Below are 18,424 nucleotides of genomic sequence, written 5' to 3'. Positions count from 1 at the left end.
CTATAGGTTTGGGCATGAAATATATTCGCCACGCCATCGCCGCCATGGGGCAGGGTCTGGGACCGGCTGTTCTGGACCAATGCCGCGCCTTGTTTGATGCTGAACAGGTCGCGCTGGCGCAGGCGGTGCCGGTGGCCGCGCGCGATCTGGCCTATGGTCCGCATGAAAGGCACCGGCTTGATCTCTATGCCTCGGCGCAGGGCGGTTTGAAGCCGGTCCTGCTGTTCGTTCATGGCGGCGGCTTCGTGCTGGGCGACAAGGGCGATACGAGTTGGGCCAATGCCGCCGTTGGCCGTATGGCGGCGCGGCGCGGCTGGATCGGCGCGGTGATGAACTATCGCCTTGCCCCCGACCATATGTGGCCTGCGGGCAGCGAAGATGTGGCCGCCGCCGTCGATTATCTGCGCGCCCATGTTGCGCAACATGGCGGCGATCCGGAACGGATCATCGTCATGGGCACATCGGCGGGCGCGGTGCATGTCAGCGGTTTTCTCCGCCTGCGTCCCGATCACGCCGATCTGGTGCGCGGGGCGGTCCTGCTCTCTGGCCTCTATGGATTTGAACCCGTCGATGCCAAGGACGAACGCTATTACGGCGCGCCCGAAACCTATGCTGACAAATCGCCGCGTCAGGCCGTGGTGGACACCGCCCTGCCGCTGCTGGTCGCCTGTTCGCAATATGATCCGGCGCGGTTTCAGGCCGAATTTCTGGGCCTGATGCAGGCGCGTCTGGCCGCCCATGGCACGATGCCGCGCGCGATCCTGATGCCGGGGCACAATCACTATACGCTCGCGATGCACCTTGGCACTTCGGACAAGCGCCTTGAGGAAGAAATCGCGGCATTTCTGGAGGATATTCTGTGATCGATCGTCGTTCGCTGCTGGTCAATGGCGCAACACTGGCCGCAGCATTTTCGGCCGCGCCCGCCTTTGCGGCCAAGCCAAGGCCATTCAACCCGGCCTTCCCCAAAGGTTTCCTGTGGGGCGCCGCCACCGCCGGTCATCAGGTCGAAGGCAATAACACCACCTCTGACCTGTGGTATCTGGAAAACCTGAAGCCGACGATCTTTGCCCAGCCTTCGGGCGATGCGGCCAACAGCTTCTTGCTGTGGCAACGCGACCTCGATCTGGCCAAGAGCATCGGGCTCAACACCTATCGTTTCAGCCTGGAATGGGCGCGGATCGAACCGGTGAAGGGCCAATTCTCGCAGGCGATGATCGACCATTATGGCCGCATCATCGAAGGCTGCCATGCACGCGGCCTGACGCCTGTTGTCACCTACAGCCATTTCACCGCGCCCTTGTGGTTTTCGGCGCAAGGCGGCTGGACCAACCCGGAGAGCGCATCGCTCTTTGCCCGCTATTGCGACCGGGTCACGCGCGCCTTTGGCGACCGGATCGCCTATGCCATCACGTTCAACGAACCCAACCTGCTTTCCATCCTGAAATTCGTCCTGCCGCCACAGGTCTGGGACATTCAGAAAGTGACGCTGGAAGGTGCGGCCAAGCAATTGGGCGTCAAACGCTTTGTTTCTGCCAATGTCGCTGGTTTTGACGACCTGCCCGAATTGCAGGCCGGGCTGGCCGCCGCGCACAAGGCGGGCAAGGCCGCGATCAAGGCCGCCGCGCCCCGCCTGCCGGTGGGCCTGTCACTTTCGGTTATCGACGATCAGGCCGTGGGCAAGAATTCAATCCGCGACAAGATGCGCGCCGATTTCTATGGCATGTGGATCGAATTGGCCAAATCGGACGATTTCGTGGGCGTTCAAAATTATGAGCGCGCGCTGTGGGGCGACAAGGGCAAGTTGCCCGCCCCCGCCGATGCGATCCGCAACTCGTCCGGCGCCGAGGTATATGCGCCCTCGCTGGCCGGATCGGTACGCTATGTCTATGGGGCCGCACGCGTTCCGGTGATGGTTTCCGAACATGGCGTAGGGACCGATGACGATACAATCCGCGCCCGCTTCATTCCCGAAGCGCTGCATGATCTGAAAATCGCCATGGATGACGGCGTGCCGGTTATCGGCTATTGCCACTGGTCACTTGTTGATAATTTCGAATGGATTTTCGGTTATAAGCCGAAATTCGGTTTGGCAGCGTTTGATCCGGTAACCTTCGAACGCAAGGCGAAACCAAGCGCTGCCGTACTGGGTGCGATCGCCAGGGCCAATTCGCTTTGATCATCGGGGGGTGATCTGGAAAGGCCCAGGCATCGGGGGCGCAAGGGTCGGGGGGCTCTTGCGCCCCATTCTTTTTGGGGTTTGGCGCGCAGGATTTATTTGGAATTAGAATTCCATTGAAATGTTCTTTGTTGACGCATGCCGAACAAATCGGAAAAGGTTTGCGCCATGACCAAAGATGTTGCCCTTTCCACCGCCCTGCGCGCGCCTGTTCAGGGCCGATCCAAGGCTTCCTACGAACGTATGCTGGCGGCCGCCGAAGCGCTGATGGCAGCGGCTGGGTCGGATGAATTCACGCTTCAGGAAGTGAGCAAGAAGGGCAAAGTTTCCATCGGATCAATTTACAATCGATTTGAAAGCAAGGACGCCCTGCTCCACGCCGTGCAATTGCGCGTGCTGGAACGTATCGACAAACGAATGGGCGCCCGGTTGGAAGAAGCGCGCAGCGGCGCCGACACGCTGGACCGATTGGTGGTCGCGCTGACCAAGGCCGTTGGCGAAACGCTGAAAGAGAACGCCGAGATCATGCGCCCGCTGATGTTGCGCGCGACCAATGATCCTTTGGTCGCGGCCACGGGCAAATCGTCCTTCGCCAAAACCGCCGATGCGGTCAAAGGTTCGCTGCTGCTCTATTCGGCGGAAATCAAACAACCCGACCCGCTGCGTGCGGTCGATTCGTCCTTTCGCATCCTTTACGCCGCTATTGCGCGCTATCTGGGCTTTGGCTCGGCCACGACGGCGGCATGGGAAGGCGATTGGGATGTGCTGCTTCTGGATCTTTCGCGCATGATCGCCGCCTTTCTGGTGACCCCGCCCACGTTCTGATCGCCCGGCTCATCTCTGGCCGCTTGACAGGCGGGCCGCCCTCACGATATTTCAGAATCATTATTCTGATTTAGGTCGAGGCGGCACACCAGATCCTCCCGACCCACCGGGAGAGGCATCGTGCAAGTCCATCGGCTCATTCAGCCAACCATCACCCGCCGTCAGGCTCTGGCCGGGGCCGCGATCTTTGCGCTGGCCACCGGCCTGCCGCTGCCTGTGATGGGGGCGGGCGAGACGCCCTCGCCCCGGACCGCGATGCTGCTCAAAACCGTGGCGCAAATCGTCATTCCCCGCAACGATACACCCGGCGCGGGCGATGTCGGCGTCGGGGCGTTTCTCTCGCTGGCCTTTGCCCATGGGCTGGAGGGGACGCGCGACCCGGTACGCAATCCCGCTCCCGGCCTGCCTTTGCGCGCCGATGGATCGTTGCGCCATGATCTGTGGCTGGAACAGGAATTGCACCGCCGCGCCGGACGCGACTTCCTCACGCTGACCCCGGCCAAGCAAAAGGCGGTCCTGACCGCGCTGGACGCCGACGCTTTCCCCGGCGGGCCGCCGCCTGCTGTGCCAAACCCATGGGTGGCCATCAAGGGACTGATCCTGACCGGCTATTACAGCAGCGAGGCCGGAGCCTCCAAAGAATTGCAATATAACCTTATTCCGGGGCGTTGGGATGCCGACATCCCGCTTAAACCCGGCGACCGCGCCTATTCCAGTGACTGGACTGCGGTGGAGTTTGGATGATGGCTTACGAATTTGACGCAATCGTGGTGGGTTCGGGCATCACCGGCGGCTGGGCGGCCAAGGAATTGACCGAGGCCGGATTAAAAGTCCTGATGATCGAGCGTGGGCGCGAAATCATCCACGGCGATTATCCGCGTGAGATGAAGGCCCCATGGGAATTGCCCTTTCGCGGGCAAGGCGACACCGAACGCTATAAACGCGATCATCCGGTCCAGATGCTCAACCGCCATTTCACCGAATGGACCGAGGATCATTTCGTCAATGACCGCGAGAACCCCTATGCGTTGGGGCCGGACAGCGCCTTTACATGGTTCCGTTCGTATCAGCTTGGCGGCAAATCGCTGACATGGGGGCGGCAATGTTATCGCTGGTCCGACTATGACTTTGGCGCCAATGCGCGTGATGGCGTGGGCACCGACTGGCCGATCCGCTATGCCGATCTGGCGCCGTGGTATGACAAGGTGGAACGCTTTATCGGCGTATCGGGGGCCGCCGAAGGCATGCCCGCTCTGCCCGATGGCCAGTTCCAGCCGCCCTTTGCGCTGAACGCGGTCGAAAAATCGGTGCGGGAAAAGGTTCTGGCCCAATGGCCCGACCGCCGGTTGACCATCGGGCGGACGGCCAACCTGACACAGGGCAAGGAAGAAGAGGGCCGCAACCCGTGCCAATCGCGGGATATTTGCAACCGGGGTTGCTCGTTTGGCGCCTATTTCTCGACGCAATCCTCCACCCTGCCCGCCGCGACCAAGACCGGGCGCCTGACCGTCATCACCGATGCACAGGTGGAAAAGGTGGATTATGATCCGGCCACCCGCCGCGTGACCGGCGTGCGCTGGGTCAACACCAAAACCCGCGCACGCAAGAGTGCAACCGCGCGGATCGTGTTCCTGAACGCGGGGGCCTTCAATTCGGTCCATCTGATGATGAATTCTGCCAGCGAGGCAATGCCCAGCGGGCTGGCCAATTCCAGCGGCGTTTTGGGTACGCATATCATGGACCATGCCAACACCTTGTCGGCCGCCGCGATCATGCCGGGTTTTGAAACCCGCACCAGTTTTGGCAATCGGCCCACTGGCGTTGTCATCCCCCGCTTTCGCAATCTGGACAAAATAGACGGCGAAGGTTTCACCCGCGGGTATTCGTTTCAGGGCGGCGCGCTGCAATCGGGCTGGACCCGTGGCAAGAGGCAGGCGGGGATCGGGGCCGACCTCAAGCGCGAATTGCGCAGCCCCGGCGAATGGCGGATGGTGCTGGTGGCTTTTGCCGAAAGCATGCCGCGCGCGTCCAACCGTCTGACCCTGTCAAAACAGCTTGATCCGATGGGCGTGCCGCAATTGGAAATCCATTTTGCCCATGGTGCTTCGGAAATGGCCGCGCTGGCCGATGCCAAGCGCGAGGCAGCCGCGATGCTGGGCGCGGCGGGCGGGCGCGTGCTGTTCGGCATGGACCGCCCCGGCCCCGGCGGCACGGCGATCCACGAAATGGGCGGCGCGCGCATGGGCCATGATCCCAAAACCAGCGTGCTGAACAAATGGAGTCAGGCCCATGACGTGGCCAATCTGTTTGTCACCGACGGCGCGCAAATGTCGTCCAGCGCGTCCCAGAACCCCTCGCTGACCTATATGGCGTTGACGGCGAGGGCGGTGGATCATGCCGTGGGGCTGGTAAAGGCGGGCGCCATCTAGGGCGCCCGCCCCATCATCAAAAGTCTTCGTTGAGGCGCGACAAGGCGCCTTCGAGGATGGCGGCATGTTCGCGCGGGTCACCATGCGCCAATTGCAGGCGGCCCATCGAAACCGAACTGTCGATCACATCCTGGCATCGCGGATAGCGGCGTTCCTGATAGGCCAGAAGACCCGCTTCCACGCTGTCGGCGCGGGCAAGCTCCTCGGCCAGCACGATGCCGCTTTCCACCGCCATACCTGCGCCCGAGGCCAGATGCGGCGTTGTGGCATGGACCGCATCGCCCAGCAGAACAACGCGGCCATGATACCACGGCTTAGGCTGTAAAACGGCGGCCAATGGGCGATAGTTGATCCAATCGTCACGCGTCATATTGTCGCGAATCCACCCGGCATTGCCGCCAAAATCGGCCAGCAGGCGCTTTAATTCATCAAACAATTCCTCCTCACTCATAAAGCATTCACGCTCCACATGCGGGGTCAGCATCCACATATAGACCTGATCGGGCGCGCAGGCCGTGATGCCGCAAGGGTTGGCATGGCCAAGGTAAAATTCGCCATATTCAAGGCCGGGCGGTTTGCGGATCGAAATGCGCCAGCACGCTTGCCCGGTCGGCACCGCCGGCGCCATGTGGGGAAAGGACAGGTCACGCACGCCCGAAAACACGCTGTCCGATCCGATGACCAGATCATAATGACCGCGCGACCCATCGGAAAAGCCGACATCAACCCCGCCATCGACATGGACCAGCGAGGATACCGTCAGGCCCAGCCGCACCGGAATCGCCAGTTCCTTCACCCGCTTTTGCATGATCCGGTGCAGCACGGGACGCATGATCCCCCCGGTGGCGGGCAGGCCTTCCTCGATGACCGGCTCGTCCAGATCGTGCAGATGCGTACCGTCATATTTGAAAAGACGCGTTTTTGTGGTGATCGCCCCCTGCGCCTTGATCTCTTCGAGCAGGCCCAGACGTCGATAGGCGCGCAAGGTCGGCCCGGTGATCGTGATCCCCGCCCCATAGACGCGCCATTGTGGGTCCAGATCGATCAGATCGACCTTTACGCCCCGCTCCGACAGAGCGATTGCCGCGGCCATGCCGCCAATCCCGCCGCCAACGATCAGCGCCTCTTGGACGCTTGCGATTTTCTCCCGTTCCATGGCGATCAAATTAGAGCGCCCGCTCCAACAGGCAAATCCGAACCATGGATGGATGCCTATTGATATAATCGGTGTGAGCTTGACAGGCGCAAGCGCTAGGCAAGAATGCAAGGCGCGTACGGCGTCAGAGAATATAATATAAGAGAAGGATGATGGGCATCAATTTCGGATCCATTTGACCTTGTGATACCCCGTCGCCGTGACCGCGCGCGCCGTCACGGCCTTTGTTTCGGAGCCTGCATAATGCCTGTTATCGTCACCGGAGCCGGAGGCTTTGTCGGCCGCCAGATCGTTTCACGCCTTTTGGCACAGGGCCGCCGGGTGGTGGCGATGGATGCGGTCGCGGGCGGCATACCCGATGGCGCGCGCATGGTCGTGGGCGATCTGGGCGATGCATCGGTACGGGCCGACGCGCTTGCCGGTGGGGTGTCGGCGGTGATCCATCTGGCCACGGTTCCGGGCGGCGCGGCCGAAGCCGACCCTGTCGCCTCACGGCGGATCAACATCGATGCCATGTATGACCTCTTGCTGGAGGCCAGCGCAGCGGGCAACAAACCCCGGTTTGTTTTTGCCAGTTCGATTGCCGTCTATGGCGATCCGCTGCCCGCCTTTGTCGATGATGCAACGCCGCTCAGCCCCAAGATGATCTATGGTGCGCATAAGGCGATGATGGAACATGCCGTCGCCCTGTTCACCAATCGCGGCGAAATCGAGGGCGTGACGGTGCGCTTGCCCGGCATTCTGGCCCGGCCAAAGGGGCCGAGCGGCATGAAAAGCGCCTTTATGTCGAACCTGTTCCATGCGTTGAAAGCGGGCGAGGCATTTACCTGCCCCGTTTCGGCGGGCGGCACGATCTGGGCGCAATCGCTGGCGTGCTGCGCGGATAATTTCCTCCATGCGTTAACGCTCGACACCGCGCTTTTGCCTCCCACCTATGCCGTCACCCTACCTGCACAGCGCGTGACGATGGGCGATCTGGCGGCGGAAATCGCGGCGCAATGCGGGGTCTCGCCCGAACTGGTGCGTTACGAACCCGATGCCCGTTTGGAGGCGGCATTTGCAGCACAGCCCCCCCTATCCACGGCAGCGGCGGACAAGGCAGGCTTTGCCCATGACGGCGATCTTGCTACTCTGGTTTCCAGCGCGCTCAAGACGCTGAATTAAGGAGAGAGACATGCGGTTCCAGCGACTGGACCTCAACCTGCTGGTCGCCTTGGATGTGCTGCTGGCGGAAAGGAGCGTGAGCCTTGCCGCCGATCGGCTTTGCCTGTCGCAATCGGCCACGTCCTCGGCGCTGGGCCGCTTGCGTGATTATTTTGGCGATGAATTGCTGGTGGTCAAAGGGCGCGCAATGGTGCTGACCACGCGGGCCGAGGAATTGATCGAGCCGGTGCGCGCGGTGCTGGAACAGATCCGTTCGACCATCGCCATCGCGCCCGAATTCGATCCGGCCACCTGTGATCGCCAGATCCGCTTTATGGCCTCGGATTATTCGACGCAGGTTTTGCTGGCGGGCGCGCTGGCGATGATCGAGGCCGACGCGCCCAACATGCGCTTTGAAATCCAGCCCATGGGCGACAGCCCGATCGACGCGCTGGAACGGGGCCAGATCGATCTGCTGCTGACCATCGACTATGCGATCAGTTCGGACCACCCCAGCCAGGTCCTGTTCGAGGATGATTACGTGGTCGTGGGCGACGCCGCCAACCCGGCGATGGAAGGCGAAATGAGCCGCGAGAAATATTTCGCGCTGGGCCATGTGACGGCACGCTTTGGCAAAAGCCGCACACCCGCCTTTGACGACTGGTTCGTGCGACGCCAAAAGACCCAGCGCCGCATCGAGGTGGTGGCCCCCACGTTCCTGTCACAAACCTCGCTGGTTTTGGGGACAAAGCGGATTGCCACGATGCACCGCCGCCTTGCCACGCAAATGGCCCGGTTTCTGCCTCTCTCGCTGCGCGAAGTGCCCTTTGACATCCCGCCCATCCGCGAGGCGATCCAGTGGCACATCACCAATAACAATGACCGCGCCCTGCGCTGGGTGGTCGAACGGCTGGCGGCCATGGCGCATGAGGATCGCACCGAGATCAGCAATGTCGTCCCGCTGGCCGAAGCGCAGCGCGACGAAATCGCGGTCCATTACCAACACAATCACCCCTATATGCGTGGTGAGAAGAACTGATCCCCTGCGCGGCCATGATGATTTGCCCAAAGGCGGCGCACAGACCGGCACCAGCGGGCAGTTTAATAAAACCGATAGTACCCGTCCGATGCAATGCGTTTTTCCCCAAGCTTGCACTCCATCATAAGGGCGCAAACTCTGGGGAGATTTGTATGAGCATCTTGGGCGTGGAATCCGTCCTGTTCGGCGTCGATGATCTGGCAAAGAACGCCCGGTTCTGGACCGACTTTGGCCTGCCGGTCGAAAGCATCACCGAAAACGAAGCGGTGTTCCGCCTTGCCTCGGGCAGCCGGGTGATCCTGTTGCCCCACGGTGATGCGCGCCTGCCCAGCCCCGATCCCTTTTCCGGCAATGGGGTCAAGGAAACGGTGTGGGGCGTGGACACGGCGGAAAATCTGGAACGCATCGCCGCCAGTCTGGCCACCGAAGTGCCCGTCACGCGCGATGAAGATGGCACCGTCCATTGCGTCTGCCCCGATGGCCAACCCATCGCCCTGCGCGTCTGGGCCAAGCAGGCGTTCAAATCCGAGGTCAGTCCCGTCAACACGCCCACATCCTATCCCCGTTTCAACCAGCACCGCATCTGGCGTCACAAGGCGATCCCCAAGGCGATCAACCATGTAGTGTTCTTTTCGCCCGATTATGTGGGATCGTTTGAATTTTACGAACGTCACATGGGGTTCCGCTATGTCGATCACTCGCGCGGGGTCGGCATTTTTTCACGTGCGGGCGGTACGTTCGAACATCACTCGATCTTCTGGGTCAATTGCGACCTGCCCTTTGCGCCGGACAATTTCAAATTCATGCATATCGCCTTTGGCATGGACGATATTGACGAGGTTATGCTGGGCGCCAACCTGATGGCCGACAAGGGTTGGAAAAACGAGAGCATGAACTCGTCGGGCGGAATTTCGCGTCACCGGATCTCATCGGCGATCTATTATTACTGCGACATCCCCGGCCATGGCGGCGAGGCCGAATATCACGCCGACACCGATTATCTGGACGACAATTGGGTGCCGCGCGCGTGGGATTTCCGCTTTGGTTCGCTGTTATGGGCCAACAATGCCCCGCCGATCTTTCGCGGGCCGGACATTGCGTGGGACATGCAATTCGACGCGGATCGACGCAGTTTCGAACCCTATCGCAAGGCGGTTCCGGGCAAGCGGGCGGTTGAGGGAGCGTTGGCCGAGATCAGCGAAGATGATGAGCATGCGATTTAAGAAATAAGGAGTTTTGGGTGCGAGGGTCTGGCCCCTCGCGCTCCCTTTACTGTCTGCATGGGCGCATAGAATTCGGCGTTTTGTGTCGGACGCGATGTCTGAATGATAAAGCCTGCGGCGCTTATAGGGCCAACCTCCCCTCGCCGCAGGCTTTTGCCAAGAAAAAAGCCCCCCGCCCTTTGCCCGCAGGAGGCAAATCTTACTTAACCCCCACCTCGCCAATCACCGTTTCCACATGCACAACCTTGGGCGGCTCAACAAAGAACGGCCCAGCCAGCGCGCGCCACTGGGCGAAATTGTCGCTACCCCGGAAACCGACATTATGCGCCTCGACCGAAGTCCAGCCGACGACGAGGTGATAGACGCCGGGTTCTTCAACCACACGTTGCAGAGCAAATCCGGTGCACCCCGCATCGGCGCGAAAGAATGGTTCAGCCTGCGCCACGGCCGCTTCGAAATCCCCGGCGCGAGCGGGATCAACAGCGATGCGCGCGATTTCAAAAACCATCAGTTCGGCTCCTCGACAAATACGATCAGATTGCCCGCACCGTCGCGGATACAGCAACCTTTGCCAAGATTTTCCCGCTCGACAAAGGCAATATCAACCTGTTTTTCCGCCACTTTGCCAAGGAACCATGCCAGATCCGCGATTAGCCCATCTCGGCAAAGGTTTGCGCGCACCAATCGGCGATATAATCGCGCATACCTGTGCCATTGTCCGCCCCGCAATGTTCGACCTCGAAATCAGCCTTTGTGAACATGCGCAGATGGCGCTTGGGGCTGTTGACCGCCTGATCATAGGACAGTTGCGCGTTGAAGGCCGGGATCTGGCGGTCATTTTCGCCATGCGTGATCAGGAACGGCACACGGATCTTTTCCACCTGACCATTGAGAGTGATCTGATCGGCGTAATTCAGGAATTCATCCCGGTCATCCATGCCGAACACCCACAACACATGGTCCCAGTAATGCGGAACGGGGTTTTCCCCCTCATTGGCCACGCGCTGACGCTGACGCTCGCCCCAGACGTGGTTCGCGCCCATGACGGCGCACAGCGCATAACGCGGATCGTTGGCGGCAATGCGCGGCGCGTGATAGCCGCCAAAGGACAGGCCGAAGATGCCGATCTTGTCATGGATCACATCGCCGCGCGTCAACAGATAGTCAAACGCAGGCGAACCCCAACGCTCGGCATCATAGACGGCGGGCAGATTGCGCTTGCGGATCGCCTCTCCCGTACCGGGCTGGTCCAGAAACAGCGTATTCATGCCGCGTTCGAGGTTGGCCGCACCATGGCCCGCCATATTCACCTGTTCCTTCATGGAATCGAGGCCATTGACCGAAACCAGCGTGGGGCGCGGCGTGCCCGATCCGTCATGGACAAAGATCGCGCTATAGCTCGTCCCCTCATAGGGGATCTCGACCTTGTCCACATGCAGCCCGCGCAATTGCGAACCCTTGTGGTACAGTTCCAGCCCGCGGTCATAGGCGGCCCAGCGCGGCGCATAATCGCGGCTCTGCATACGTTCAGCGGCCAGATAATAGCCCGAGGCGCGCAAATATTTGGTGCCCGCCGACAGCGCGAAACCCTGCGCCAGATCATCATCGGCATTGCTGGCCACTTGCTCTGCCACCGCGATCCAGCTGTCAAACAACAACGCCGATCCCGCATCGGCCCCGGCCTTGGACGCCTCGCGCACCGGGCGGCATGCCTCGTCAATCTCACCATGATTGCCGCCCGCGACCAACGCCAGATTGGTGGCCAGATTCCACACGTAATTTCCGGGAAAGGGTTCAAACATCTAAAACTTCCTTATAAATTTTCGGTCCATCCACCCACGATGATGCTGGCGCCGGTAATGAGGGAGAAGCATCGCAATTGGTCAGGAACGCACCGGGCATGGTTTCAAATTCAAGACGGCAATCTCCCCGATCCCAGCCGACGAATTTGACGCTCTTTTCGCGTACCGCATCATCGCCGCGCGTTAGCCGGCCGGCCATGCCCGAATTCCCCCGAAAACACTGTTTGGCGGCCATCTGGCACGCGCGCCCAGAATCGACCATCACATGTTATCGATGGTTTGCTATCGACCAAATGCCGTTGCAGCCTCGCGCCCGCGCGCGCTAGTCCTGTATCCAGACGATAAGTTCCGGGAGAATGAGCGATGCGTTTGGCAATAATGAACAAGGGCAGAGCGGCATGACGCCCTTTGCGGTGACGCCCGATGCATTGGGCGAAAACTGGCGCAATTTCCGGCTCGCATTGCACCTCAATGCCCCATGGAACGGCGCAAAGCTCGCCAAGACTTATGGTGAACCGATGACCTGTGACGACAATGTCCGCATAGGGGCGACATTGCCCGATGGACCCGCGCCCTATGGCGTCCTTCAACAAATGGTGGTGCGGGCATGAGCGTCAAGCTTGCCATCCTGCCGAAAACGCGCGATGGGCTGGGCCGCGAAGGGCTACAGACCTATCTGGCGCAATCCCACGGTCCGTTGGTCATGGCCCATGCCCAGGTCAGCGGCATGTTTACCGGCTATGTCCATCACTATACGCATGACGAACCGTCACCACTGGGCGCATCTCTGGTCAATCGCGATGCGCTGACCATCGTCCGCTTTGCCCGGATCGAGGACATGATCGCCTCGAAGGCTTCGCCCGCCTATACCCAGACAGTCGGGCCGGATGAGGACAATTTCCGCGAACTGGCCGGGTCGCTGGCGATGCTGCTGACGGAAACCATCGTTTTGGCCGGGCCGGATGATGTGGCGCGCAAACTCTTCATCTTTCGCCATGGCGCCCATGTCGGGGATGCCCAAACCTGGGCCGAACGGCTGGCGCCCATCCTTGCGGCGCAGGGCAAGGATGGGCCGATTGCGGCATGGCGCATCAACACGGTTGCCAGAGCGCTGGAAGGCCCCGCTCCGGCGGAATTGTTCGATGAAGTGTCGGTGCGCGGAACCATTCCCGCCGATCTGGCCCATGCCCTGACCATTGCGGCGCAGGCATGTTTTGCCGATACCTCTACCTCGGTGCTAGTGACCAGCCCCAAGGTTTTTGTTTCCAGCCCAAAGGATTGAAACCATGGAAATGTCCGATTCCGGCCTGCCGCCGATCCAGCGCGTGGTGACCGGCCATGACGAAAACGGCCGCGCCATTTTCAAATCCGAAGACATCACCCCAACCAAAATGATCCCCAGCGGTGACGCCAGCTTTCTGACCATCTGGTCGACCGAAACGGTGCCTGCCGACCTGAATGACGAACGCGACGGGCGCGATCTGCCCACAGGTCTTACGCTGGAGCGCGGCAGCGTGATCCGCATCACCGACATGCTGCCCGGCAAGGAAAGCCCGATGCACCGCACCAACAGCATCGATTACGGCATCGTTTTAAAGGGCGAGATCGAGCTGGAATTGGAGGACGGACGCAAAAAGACCATCCGCGAGGGCGGCATCATCATCCAACGCGGCACCAACCACCTGTGGCGCAACACAACCGATTCGGTCTGCCGCATCGCCTTCATCCTGATCGAGGCCCCCGCCTATCGGCACAATGGTGTGGCACTGGACGAAGCCAAGCCCGAGCAGGTCCACCCATCCTATGGGGAAACGGGCGAGTGACATGCGCGCAGCGGCGGGGTTAGAATGACCATGTTCGATCTGACCGGTAAAGTGGCGATTGTCACCGGCTCCACCCGCGGCATCGGGCGCGCCATTGCGCAGGCGATGATGGATTGCGGCGCGCGGGTGGTCATCTCCAGCGAGGACGAGGCCGACACCGCCCGCGCGGCGACAGAGATGGGCGCGCTTGGCATCCCATGCGATGTGACCGATGATGCGGCGCTGGGTGCGCTGGTCGATGGCGCGGCGGCGGCGTTGGGGGGCATTGACATTGTCGTGTGCAATGCCGGGATCACGGGCCGCCCCGGCCCCTTTTCCACCATTGATATGGACGATTACACCCGCGTCATGGCCATCAATCTGCGCAGCCAGGTGGTGCTGTGCAATCTGGCCTTTCCGCATCTGCGGGCGCGGGGCGGCAATGCCGTGCTGATCGCCAGCCTTTCGGGCCTGCGCGGCAATGGGGCGATCAATGCCTATGCGCTGGCCAAGGCGGGTGTGGCACAACTGGCGCGCAATCTGGCGGTGGAATGGGGGCCGGATGGGGTGCGGGCCAATGCCATTTCGCCCGGATTTATCGCCACCGAACTGTCCGCGCCCTTGTTGGCGAACGAGGCGTTTATGACGCGGCGCATGGGCATGACCCCGCTGCGCCGCCCCGGACGGCCCGAAGAAGTCGCGGGCGCGGCCGTGTTTCTGGCCAGCGCGGCGGGCGGGTTTGTAACAGGTCACAATCTGGTGGTGGATGGCGGGACCTTGATCACGGACGGCAGCTGATCCCCCATCGCCACGAAACAGACAGGATCAGACGTCCTTGCTGACGCTGGCCGCCGAAAAGGAGGCAATCAGCAGCGGGCCGCAGAACAGGGCAAAGATCGCCACCAGCGGCCAATGCTGACCCAGCGCCCAGCCGCCCAGCAATGGCCCGGTGAACGCTCCGATCCGGCCAATGCCAAAGGCCCAGCCGATGCCCGTGGCGCGCACCGCATCGGGATAGACCTGCGCGGCCAGCGGATAGAGCATGTTAAAGCCCCCCTGAAGCGTCACGCCCATGACAAAGGCGGCGGCCAGAACACCCCACAGCGGCATAGACACGCCGCCAAAGAACAGGAACACCCCCGCCGTCGCCGCCAACAGAACGCTGCACAGGCGGCGCACGTCATAGCGCGTTCCGGCAATGCTCATCGCCACGGTGCCGGCAAAGGCGCCGAAATTGTAGATCGCGCTGGCGATGATCGCCTGCGTCTGGGGCAGGCCCGCTTCGATCGAGAGTTTCGTGATCCAGCTAGTGATGAAATAGAGCGCCATGAAGCCGCAGATCGTCGCCACCCACAGGCGGATCGAATTGGCGCGGCGCGTGCCGCTGACCACTTCGGCAATGCTGGCCTGTTGGCCCTGTGCGCCCGCGTCCAATCCTGCGGGCAGGACCGAGAGGATCACCGGCACCAGAAGCGCCGAAACCGCCGCCGTGCCCAACAGGATCGCATGCCAGCCAAAGATGGGCAGCGCCCATGCGGTGATGAAGCCGGTGAACATCGCCCCGATGGGATAACCCGCCTGAAGCACGCCGACCGCAAAATTGCGATGTTTGCGCGGGGCCACGCGCGCGGCAATCGCCGAAATACAGGCCAGCACCGTACCGATCCCCGTGCCGATGAAAAAGCGCACAATGGCCAGTTCCATCACCGAATGGGTCAGGCTGGACACCGCCATGGCCAGCGCCATCAACGCCATGGCCAAGGCCACCATACGCCGCCGTCCGAACCGGTCCGCCATGGGCGCAAGGCCCAGCCCGCCCAGCGCCATGCCCGCAAGCCCCGTGCTGAACACGATGGCCAGTTCGGCAGGCGAAACGCCCCATTCATTCTGCAACGAGGGCGCGATGAAGGAGACGACCAGCACATCCATGCCATCGGCCATGTTCAGCGCGAAGCACAGCGCGACAATGGCCATCGCCTTGCGCGTCCAATGGTCATCCGCCGCATCAACGGCCGCGTCATGGACAGTATCGGGAGCAGCAGAGACGAAAGCCATTGGGGATCTATCCTTGCAAAATCAGAATTGCACCGGGTCGCGATGGGCGGCCTGAGCATTCAGACGGATCGAGGCATTGGTGGCGCCATAGGCGTCATAGCCGCGCCGCTGGACCACTTCGAAAAAGATGCGCTTGGCCACCGCGCGGCTGTAGAACTGGAAATATTCGCCCGCATCGTCGCGGTCATAGAGGATGTTGTGCTCGGCCATGCGCGCCACCAATTCAGGATCTAGGCCGAAGCGGGCCTCCAGATCTTCGTAATAATTGGGTCCGATGGCCAGAAAGGGCAGGCCTGCCGCCTTGGCCCGCGCCGCCACGGCAAAGATGTCGTCGCAGGCAAAGGCGATATGCTGGACCCCGGCGCCAAAGTAATTGTGCAGGAATCGCGTCGAAAGCGCATTGGCCGCCATCGAACCATTGAGCGTAAAGCGCAAAGGTTTGGCCGCGTTCCGGCTTTCCACGGCCTGCGAATAGACGATGCCCATGGGGTCGGAGATTTCAAGCTGGGGCGTTTTGGCGAAATCGAACAGCGCAGTGTAATAGAGCAACCAGCTGAGCATTTCCTCATATTGCATCGTCTGGGCAATATGATCGATGCGGGTCAGGCCGGTGGCCGTGGCGGGGGTGCTATCAGGAAATTCCTGCGCCCACATATCCGCATCGGTGGCGGCATCCACCAGATAGAACAGCGAACCACCCACCCCGCGCACCGCCGGGATCTGCCATTCATCGGGGGCGACGCTCTGGCTGAAACGGGGGATGTCCAAAGCCTCGGCCCGCGCGATGGCGGCGGATTGGTCATCGACGGCAAGGCCGATGGCGCAAACCGATCCGCCATGGACCATGTCGAAACTGTGGGCCAGACCTTCGGGTTCGGAGTTGATGACAAGGTTGATCCCGCCCTGTTGCCAGCGTTCAACCTGTTTGGAACGGTGGCGGCCGGTGCGTTCAAAGCCCAGCGCGGTAAAGATGGTGGTGAATTCCTCGGCCTCGGCATGGCTGGCGGCGAATTCGATGAACTCCACGCCGCGCGGCGCGATGGCGGCGGGCATTTCAGGCGTGCGGCCCAACGAACGCGCCGCGCCGTCATGCAGAACCTTCAACCCACGCAGACCATCGCGCGCAACCTGACTGGCGGAACCAGCGCGAAAGCGGTCGTTGAAGATTTCAAGGCTCCAATAGCCGTCATAGCCGATGCGCAGCAATTGCGCGGCAAATTCATCCAGCGCAAAGTCGCCCTGACCCGGCATGCAGCGGAAATGGCGGCTCCAGTTGAGCAGGTCCATTTGCAGGCGCGGCGCGTCGGCCCATTGCACGATGAACAGCTTTTCGGCGCGAATATCGCCGATGCTGGCATTGGGAATGTTGCGCGAGAGTGAATGGAAACTGTCGAGCGTCAAGCCCAGCGCGGGGTGATCGACATCGCGCACAAGGCTCCACGCGTCCCGGTGATCGTTAATATGGGTGCCCCATGCCAGCGCCTCATAGGCGATGCGCTTGCCATGCTCGCCCGCGATCCCGGCGATGCGGGAAAGGTCGGACAGGAGCGTGTCGCGATCCCCCGCCGCATGGGGCGAGCAATTCGAGCAAAGCAGGACCAGATCGGTGCCCAGATCCTCCATCACCGCGAATTTGCGGCGCATCCGTTCCTCGGCCCGCGCGCGCAATTCGGGCGTCAAACCTTCGTAATCGCGGAAAGGTTGCAGCATCGCCACATCCAGCCCCAGATCGCGGCACATCGCCCCGATCTCAACCGCCGATTGTGGGGCGCTGAGCAGATCGTTCTCAAAGATTTCGACCGCCTGATAGCCCGCCGCCGCAATGGCGGAGAGCTTTTCGGCCAGAGTGCCGCTGATGGAAATCGTGGCGATGGAGGAACGGAAAGAGGGGGTCATGCGGCCTGTTCTCCGGCAATATCCGCCAACAGATGCGCCAACATGCGTTCCCGATCAGGCGCAATGCCGGTGATGTGGCGAAAGGCTTCTGCGGCCTGTCCTACCACCATCGACACGCCATTAGCCACCCTTTGCCCCTGTGCCTTGGCCGCCGCCAACAGTTCTGTTTCCAAAGGGAAATAGATAATGTCGGCCAGCCATTGATCCGCGCGCATCAAGGCCGGATCGAACGGAACACCCGGCAATTTGGCCATGCCCACCGGCGTTGCATTGACCACGCCCGCGCATGGGGCAATCGCCGCGCCGACATCACCTGCCACGGTAAAGCGGCAAGTGGGCACCGCCTGTGACAGGCTGTCGGCCAAACGCTGCGCCCGCGCCGCCTCGGGGTCGAACAGAACCACCTCGCCCGCACCCAGTTGCGCCAGAGCAAGCGCCGTCGCGCTGCCCGCGCCGCCGGTGCCGATCTGGGCCACAGACGCGCCCACAATCGAGCCGAATGCGCGTTCAACCAGCCATGAAAAGCCGATCCAGTCGGTGTTCTCACCGCGCACCTTGCCATCACGAAAGACCAGCGTGTTGACCGCGCCCAGCACGCGGGCCTGATCGCTCAATTCATCGCAATGGTCGATGACCTGCTGTTTGAAGGGAAAGGTCACATTGCTGCCCGAATAGCCGACGTCGGCCATCATGCGCACCACGCGCCCCAGATCGGCATCATCCCAGCCCATCGCGTCGAAATCGAACAGGCGATAGGTCAAAGGAACGCCCAGAGCGCGGGCCTCGGCCTCATGAATGGCGGGCGAGCGACTGGCCCCGATGCCGCGTCCGATCAGGCCGACGGCATGGCTGGAAAAGCTGGAAGATGTGATCAT

General features: G+C 61.5%; 19 protein-coding genes. 12 read left to right on the top strand and 7 right to left on the bottom strand.

The features are described from left to right. The first annotated feature begins 14 nt into the window (after positions 1-14). From ACZ9HU_RS02035 to ACZ9HU_RS02015, 5 genes are all read left to right on the top strand, one after another. Entirely contained in the window at positions 15-863 is an 849-nt protein-coding gene (locus tag ACZ9HU_RS02035) for an alpha/beta hydrolase (RefSeq protein ID WP_476101705.1), read from the top strand. Beyond that, on the top strand, positions 860-2,179 hold the full coding sequence (locus tag ACZ9HU_RS02030) for a family 1 glycosylhydrolase (RefSeq protein WP_476101702.1): 1,320 nt from the start codon (positions 860-862) through the stop codon (positions 2,177-2,179). Before ACZ9HU_RS02035 ends, ACZ9HU_RS02030 begins: the two co-directional genes overlap by 4 nt. A 168-nt stretch (positions 2,180-2,347) precedes the next feature. Continuing rightward, positions 2,348-3,004, top strand: a complete 657-nt coding sequence (locus ACZ9HU_RS02025) for a TetR/AcrR family transcriptional regulator (protein WP_476101698.1) — start codon at positions 2,348-2,350, stop codon at positions 3,002-3,004. Between the two features lie 120 nt (positions 3,005-3,124). Then, positions 3,125-3,748, top strand: coding sequence for a gluconate 2-dehydrogenase subunit 3 family protein (locus ACZ9HU_RS02020; protein ID WP_476101694.1), 624 nt, complete (start codon positions 3,125-3,127; stop codon positions 3,746-3,748). Further along, entirely contained in the window at positions 3,748-5,433 is a 1,686-nt protein-coding gene (locus tag ACZ9HU_RS02015) for a GMC oxidoreductase (RefSeq protein ID WP_476101787.1), read from the top strand. Before ACZ9HU_RS02020 ends, ACZ9HU_RS02015 begins: the two co-directional genes overlap by 1 nt. A 16-nt stretch (positions 5,434-5,449) precedes the next feature. Here ACZ9HU_RS02015 and ACZ9HU_RS02010 read toward each other — a convergent pair whose 3' ends face one another. Further along, positions 5,450-6,589: an FAD-dependent monooxygenase gene (locus ACZ9HU_RS02010; protein WP_476101692.1), complete on the bottom strand. Its 1,140-nt coding sequence runs from the start codon at positions 6,587-6,589 to the stop codon at positions 5,450-5,452. A gap of 243 nt (positions 6,590-6,832) precedes the next feature. Between ACZ9HU_RS02010 and ACZ9HU_RS02005 the strand changes: the two genes are divergently transcribed. From ACZ9HU_RS02005 to ACZ9HU_RS01995, 3 genes are all read left to right on the top strand, one after another. Next, entirely contained in the window at positions 6,833-7,753 is a 921-nt protein-coding gene (locus ACZ9HU_RS02005) for an NAD-dependent epimerase/dehydratase family protein (RefSeq protein WP_476101690.1), read from the top strand. A gap of 10 nt (positions 7,754-7,763) precedes the next feature. Then, the gene (locus ACZ9HU_RS02000; RefSeq protein ID WP_476101687.1) at positions 7,764-8,771 is read left to right on the top strand and encodes a LysR family transcriptional regulator; all 1,008 of its coding nucleotides are present in this window, start codon (positions 7,764-7,766) and stop codon (positions 8,769-8,771) included. Between the two features lie 152 nt (positions 8,772-8,923). Further along, positions 8,924-9,994 (top strand): VOC family protein, encoded by a 1,071-nt coding sequence (locus ACZ9HU_RS01995; protein WP_476101685.1) that lies wholly within the window; start codon positions 8,924-8,926, stop codon positions 9,992-9,994. Between the two features lie 199 nt (positions 9,995-10,193). Here the strand turns inward: ACZ9HU_RS01995 and ACZ9HU_RS01990 are convergent, their stop codons facing one another. The 3 genes from ACZ9HU_RS01990 to ACZ9HU_RS01980 form a co-directional block, all read right to left on the bottom strand. Further along, positions 10,194-10,502 (bottom strand): putative quinol monooxygenase, encoded by a 309-nt coding sequence (locus tag ACZ9HU_RS01990; RefSeq protein ID WP_476101683.1) that lies wholly within the window; start codon positions 10,500-10,502, stop codon positions 10,194-10,196. Positions 10,503-10,644: 142 nt separating this feature from the next. Continuing rightward, entirely contained in the window at positions 10,645-11,796 is a 1,152-nt protein-coding gene (locus tag ACZ9HU_RS01985) for an alpha/beta hydrolase (RefSeq protein ID WP_476101681.1), read from the bottom strand. Next, on the bottom strand, positions 11,789-12,031 hold the full coding sequence (locus tag ACZ9HU_RS01980; RefSeq protein WP_476101679.1) for a hypothetical protein: 243 nt from the start codon (positions 12,029-12,031) through the stop codon (positions 11,789-11,791). The genes ACZ9HU_RS01985 and ACZ9HU_RS01980 overlap by 8 nt, the downstream gene beginning before the upstream one ends. Before the next feature lie 121 nt (positions 12,032-12,152). On the opposite strand from ACZ9HU_RS01980, the gene ACZ9HU_RS01975 reads away from it, so the two are divergent. The 4 genes from ACZ9HU_RS01975 to ACZ9HU_RS01960 are packed head-to-tail and all read left to right on the top strand — an operon-like array spanning position 12,153 to position 14,396. Then, a complete protein-coding gene (locus ACZ9HU_RS01975) occupies positions 12,153-12,407 on the top strand; it encodes a hypothetical protein (protein WP_476101676.1) in 255 nt (84 codons plus the stop codon). Then, positions 12,404-13,078, top strand: coding sequence for an EthD domain-containing protein (locus ACZ9HU_RS01970; RefSeq protein WP_476101674.1), 675 nt, complete (start codon positions 12,404-12,406; stop codon positions 13,076-13,078). Before ACZ9HU_RS01975 ends, ACZ9HU_RS01970 begins: the two co-directional genes overlap by 4 nt. Before the next feature lie 4 nt (positions 13,079-13,082). Further along, positions 13,083-13,619 (top strand): cupin domain-containing protein, encoded by a 537-nt coding sequence (locus ACZ9HU_RS01965; protein WP_476101672.1) that lies wholly within the window; start codon positions 13,083-13,085, stop codon positions 13,617-13,619. A 24-nt stretch (positions 13,620-13,643) separates the two neighbouring features. Beyond that, entirely contained in the window at positions 13,644-14,396 is a 753-nt protein-coding gene (locus ACZ9HU_RS01960; RefSeq protein ID WP_476101671.1) for an SDR family NAD(P)-dependent oxidoreductase, read from the top strand. A gap of 27 nt (positions 14,397-14,423) precedes the next feature. Here ACZ9HU_RS01960 and ACZ9HU_RS01955 read toward each other — a convergent pair whose 3' ends face one another. From ACZ9HU_RS01955 to ACZ9HU_RS01945, 3 genes are read right to left on the bottom strand one after another with little or no spacing between them, the layout of a single operon-like run. Further along, positions 14,424-15,653: an MFS transporter gene (locus ACZ9HU_RS01955; protein WP_476101670.1), complete on the bottom strand. Its 1,230-nt coding sequence runs from the start codon at positions 15,651-15,653 to the stop codon at positions 14,424-14,426. A 21-nt stretch (positions 15,654-15,674) separates the two neighbouring features. Next, positions 15,675-17,549 (bottom strand): bifunctional sugar phosphate isomerase/epimerase/4-hydroxyphenylpyruvate dioxygenase family protein, encoded by a 1,875-nt coding sequence (locus ACZ9HU_RS01950; RefSeq protein ID WP_476101668.1) that lies wholly within the window; start codon positions 17,547-17,549, stop codon positions 15,675-15,677. After that, positions 17,546-18,424, bottom strand: a complete 879-nt coding sequence (locus ACZ9HU_RS01945; protein WP_476101666.1) for a shikimate dehydrogenase — start codon at positions 18,422-18,424, stop codon at positions 17,546-17,548. Before ACZ9HU_RS01945 ends, ACZ9HU_RS01950 begins: the two co-directional genes overlap by 4 nt.

The organism is Novosphingobium sp. Sphag1I, from assembly GCF_056279125.1.
This window is presented reverse-complemented; position numbering and strand designations above follow the sequence as displayed.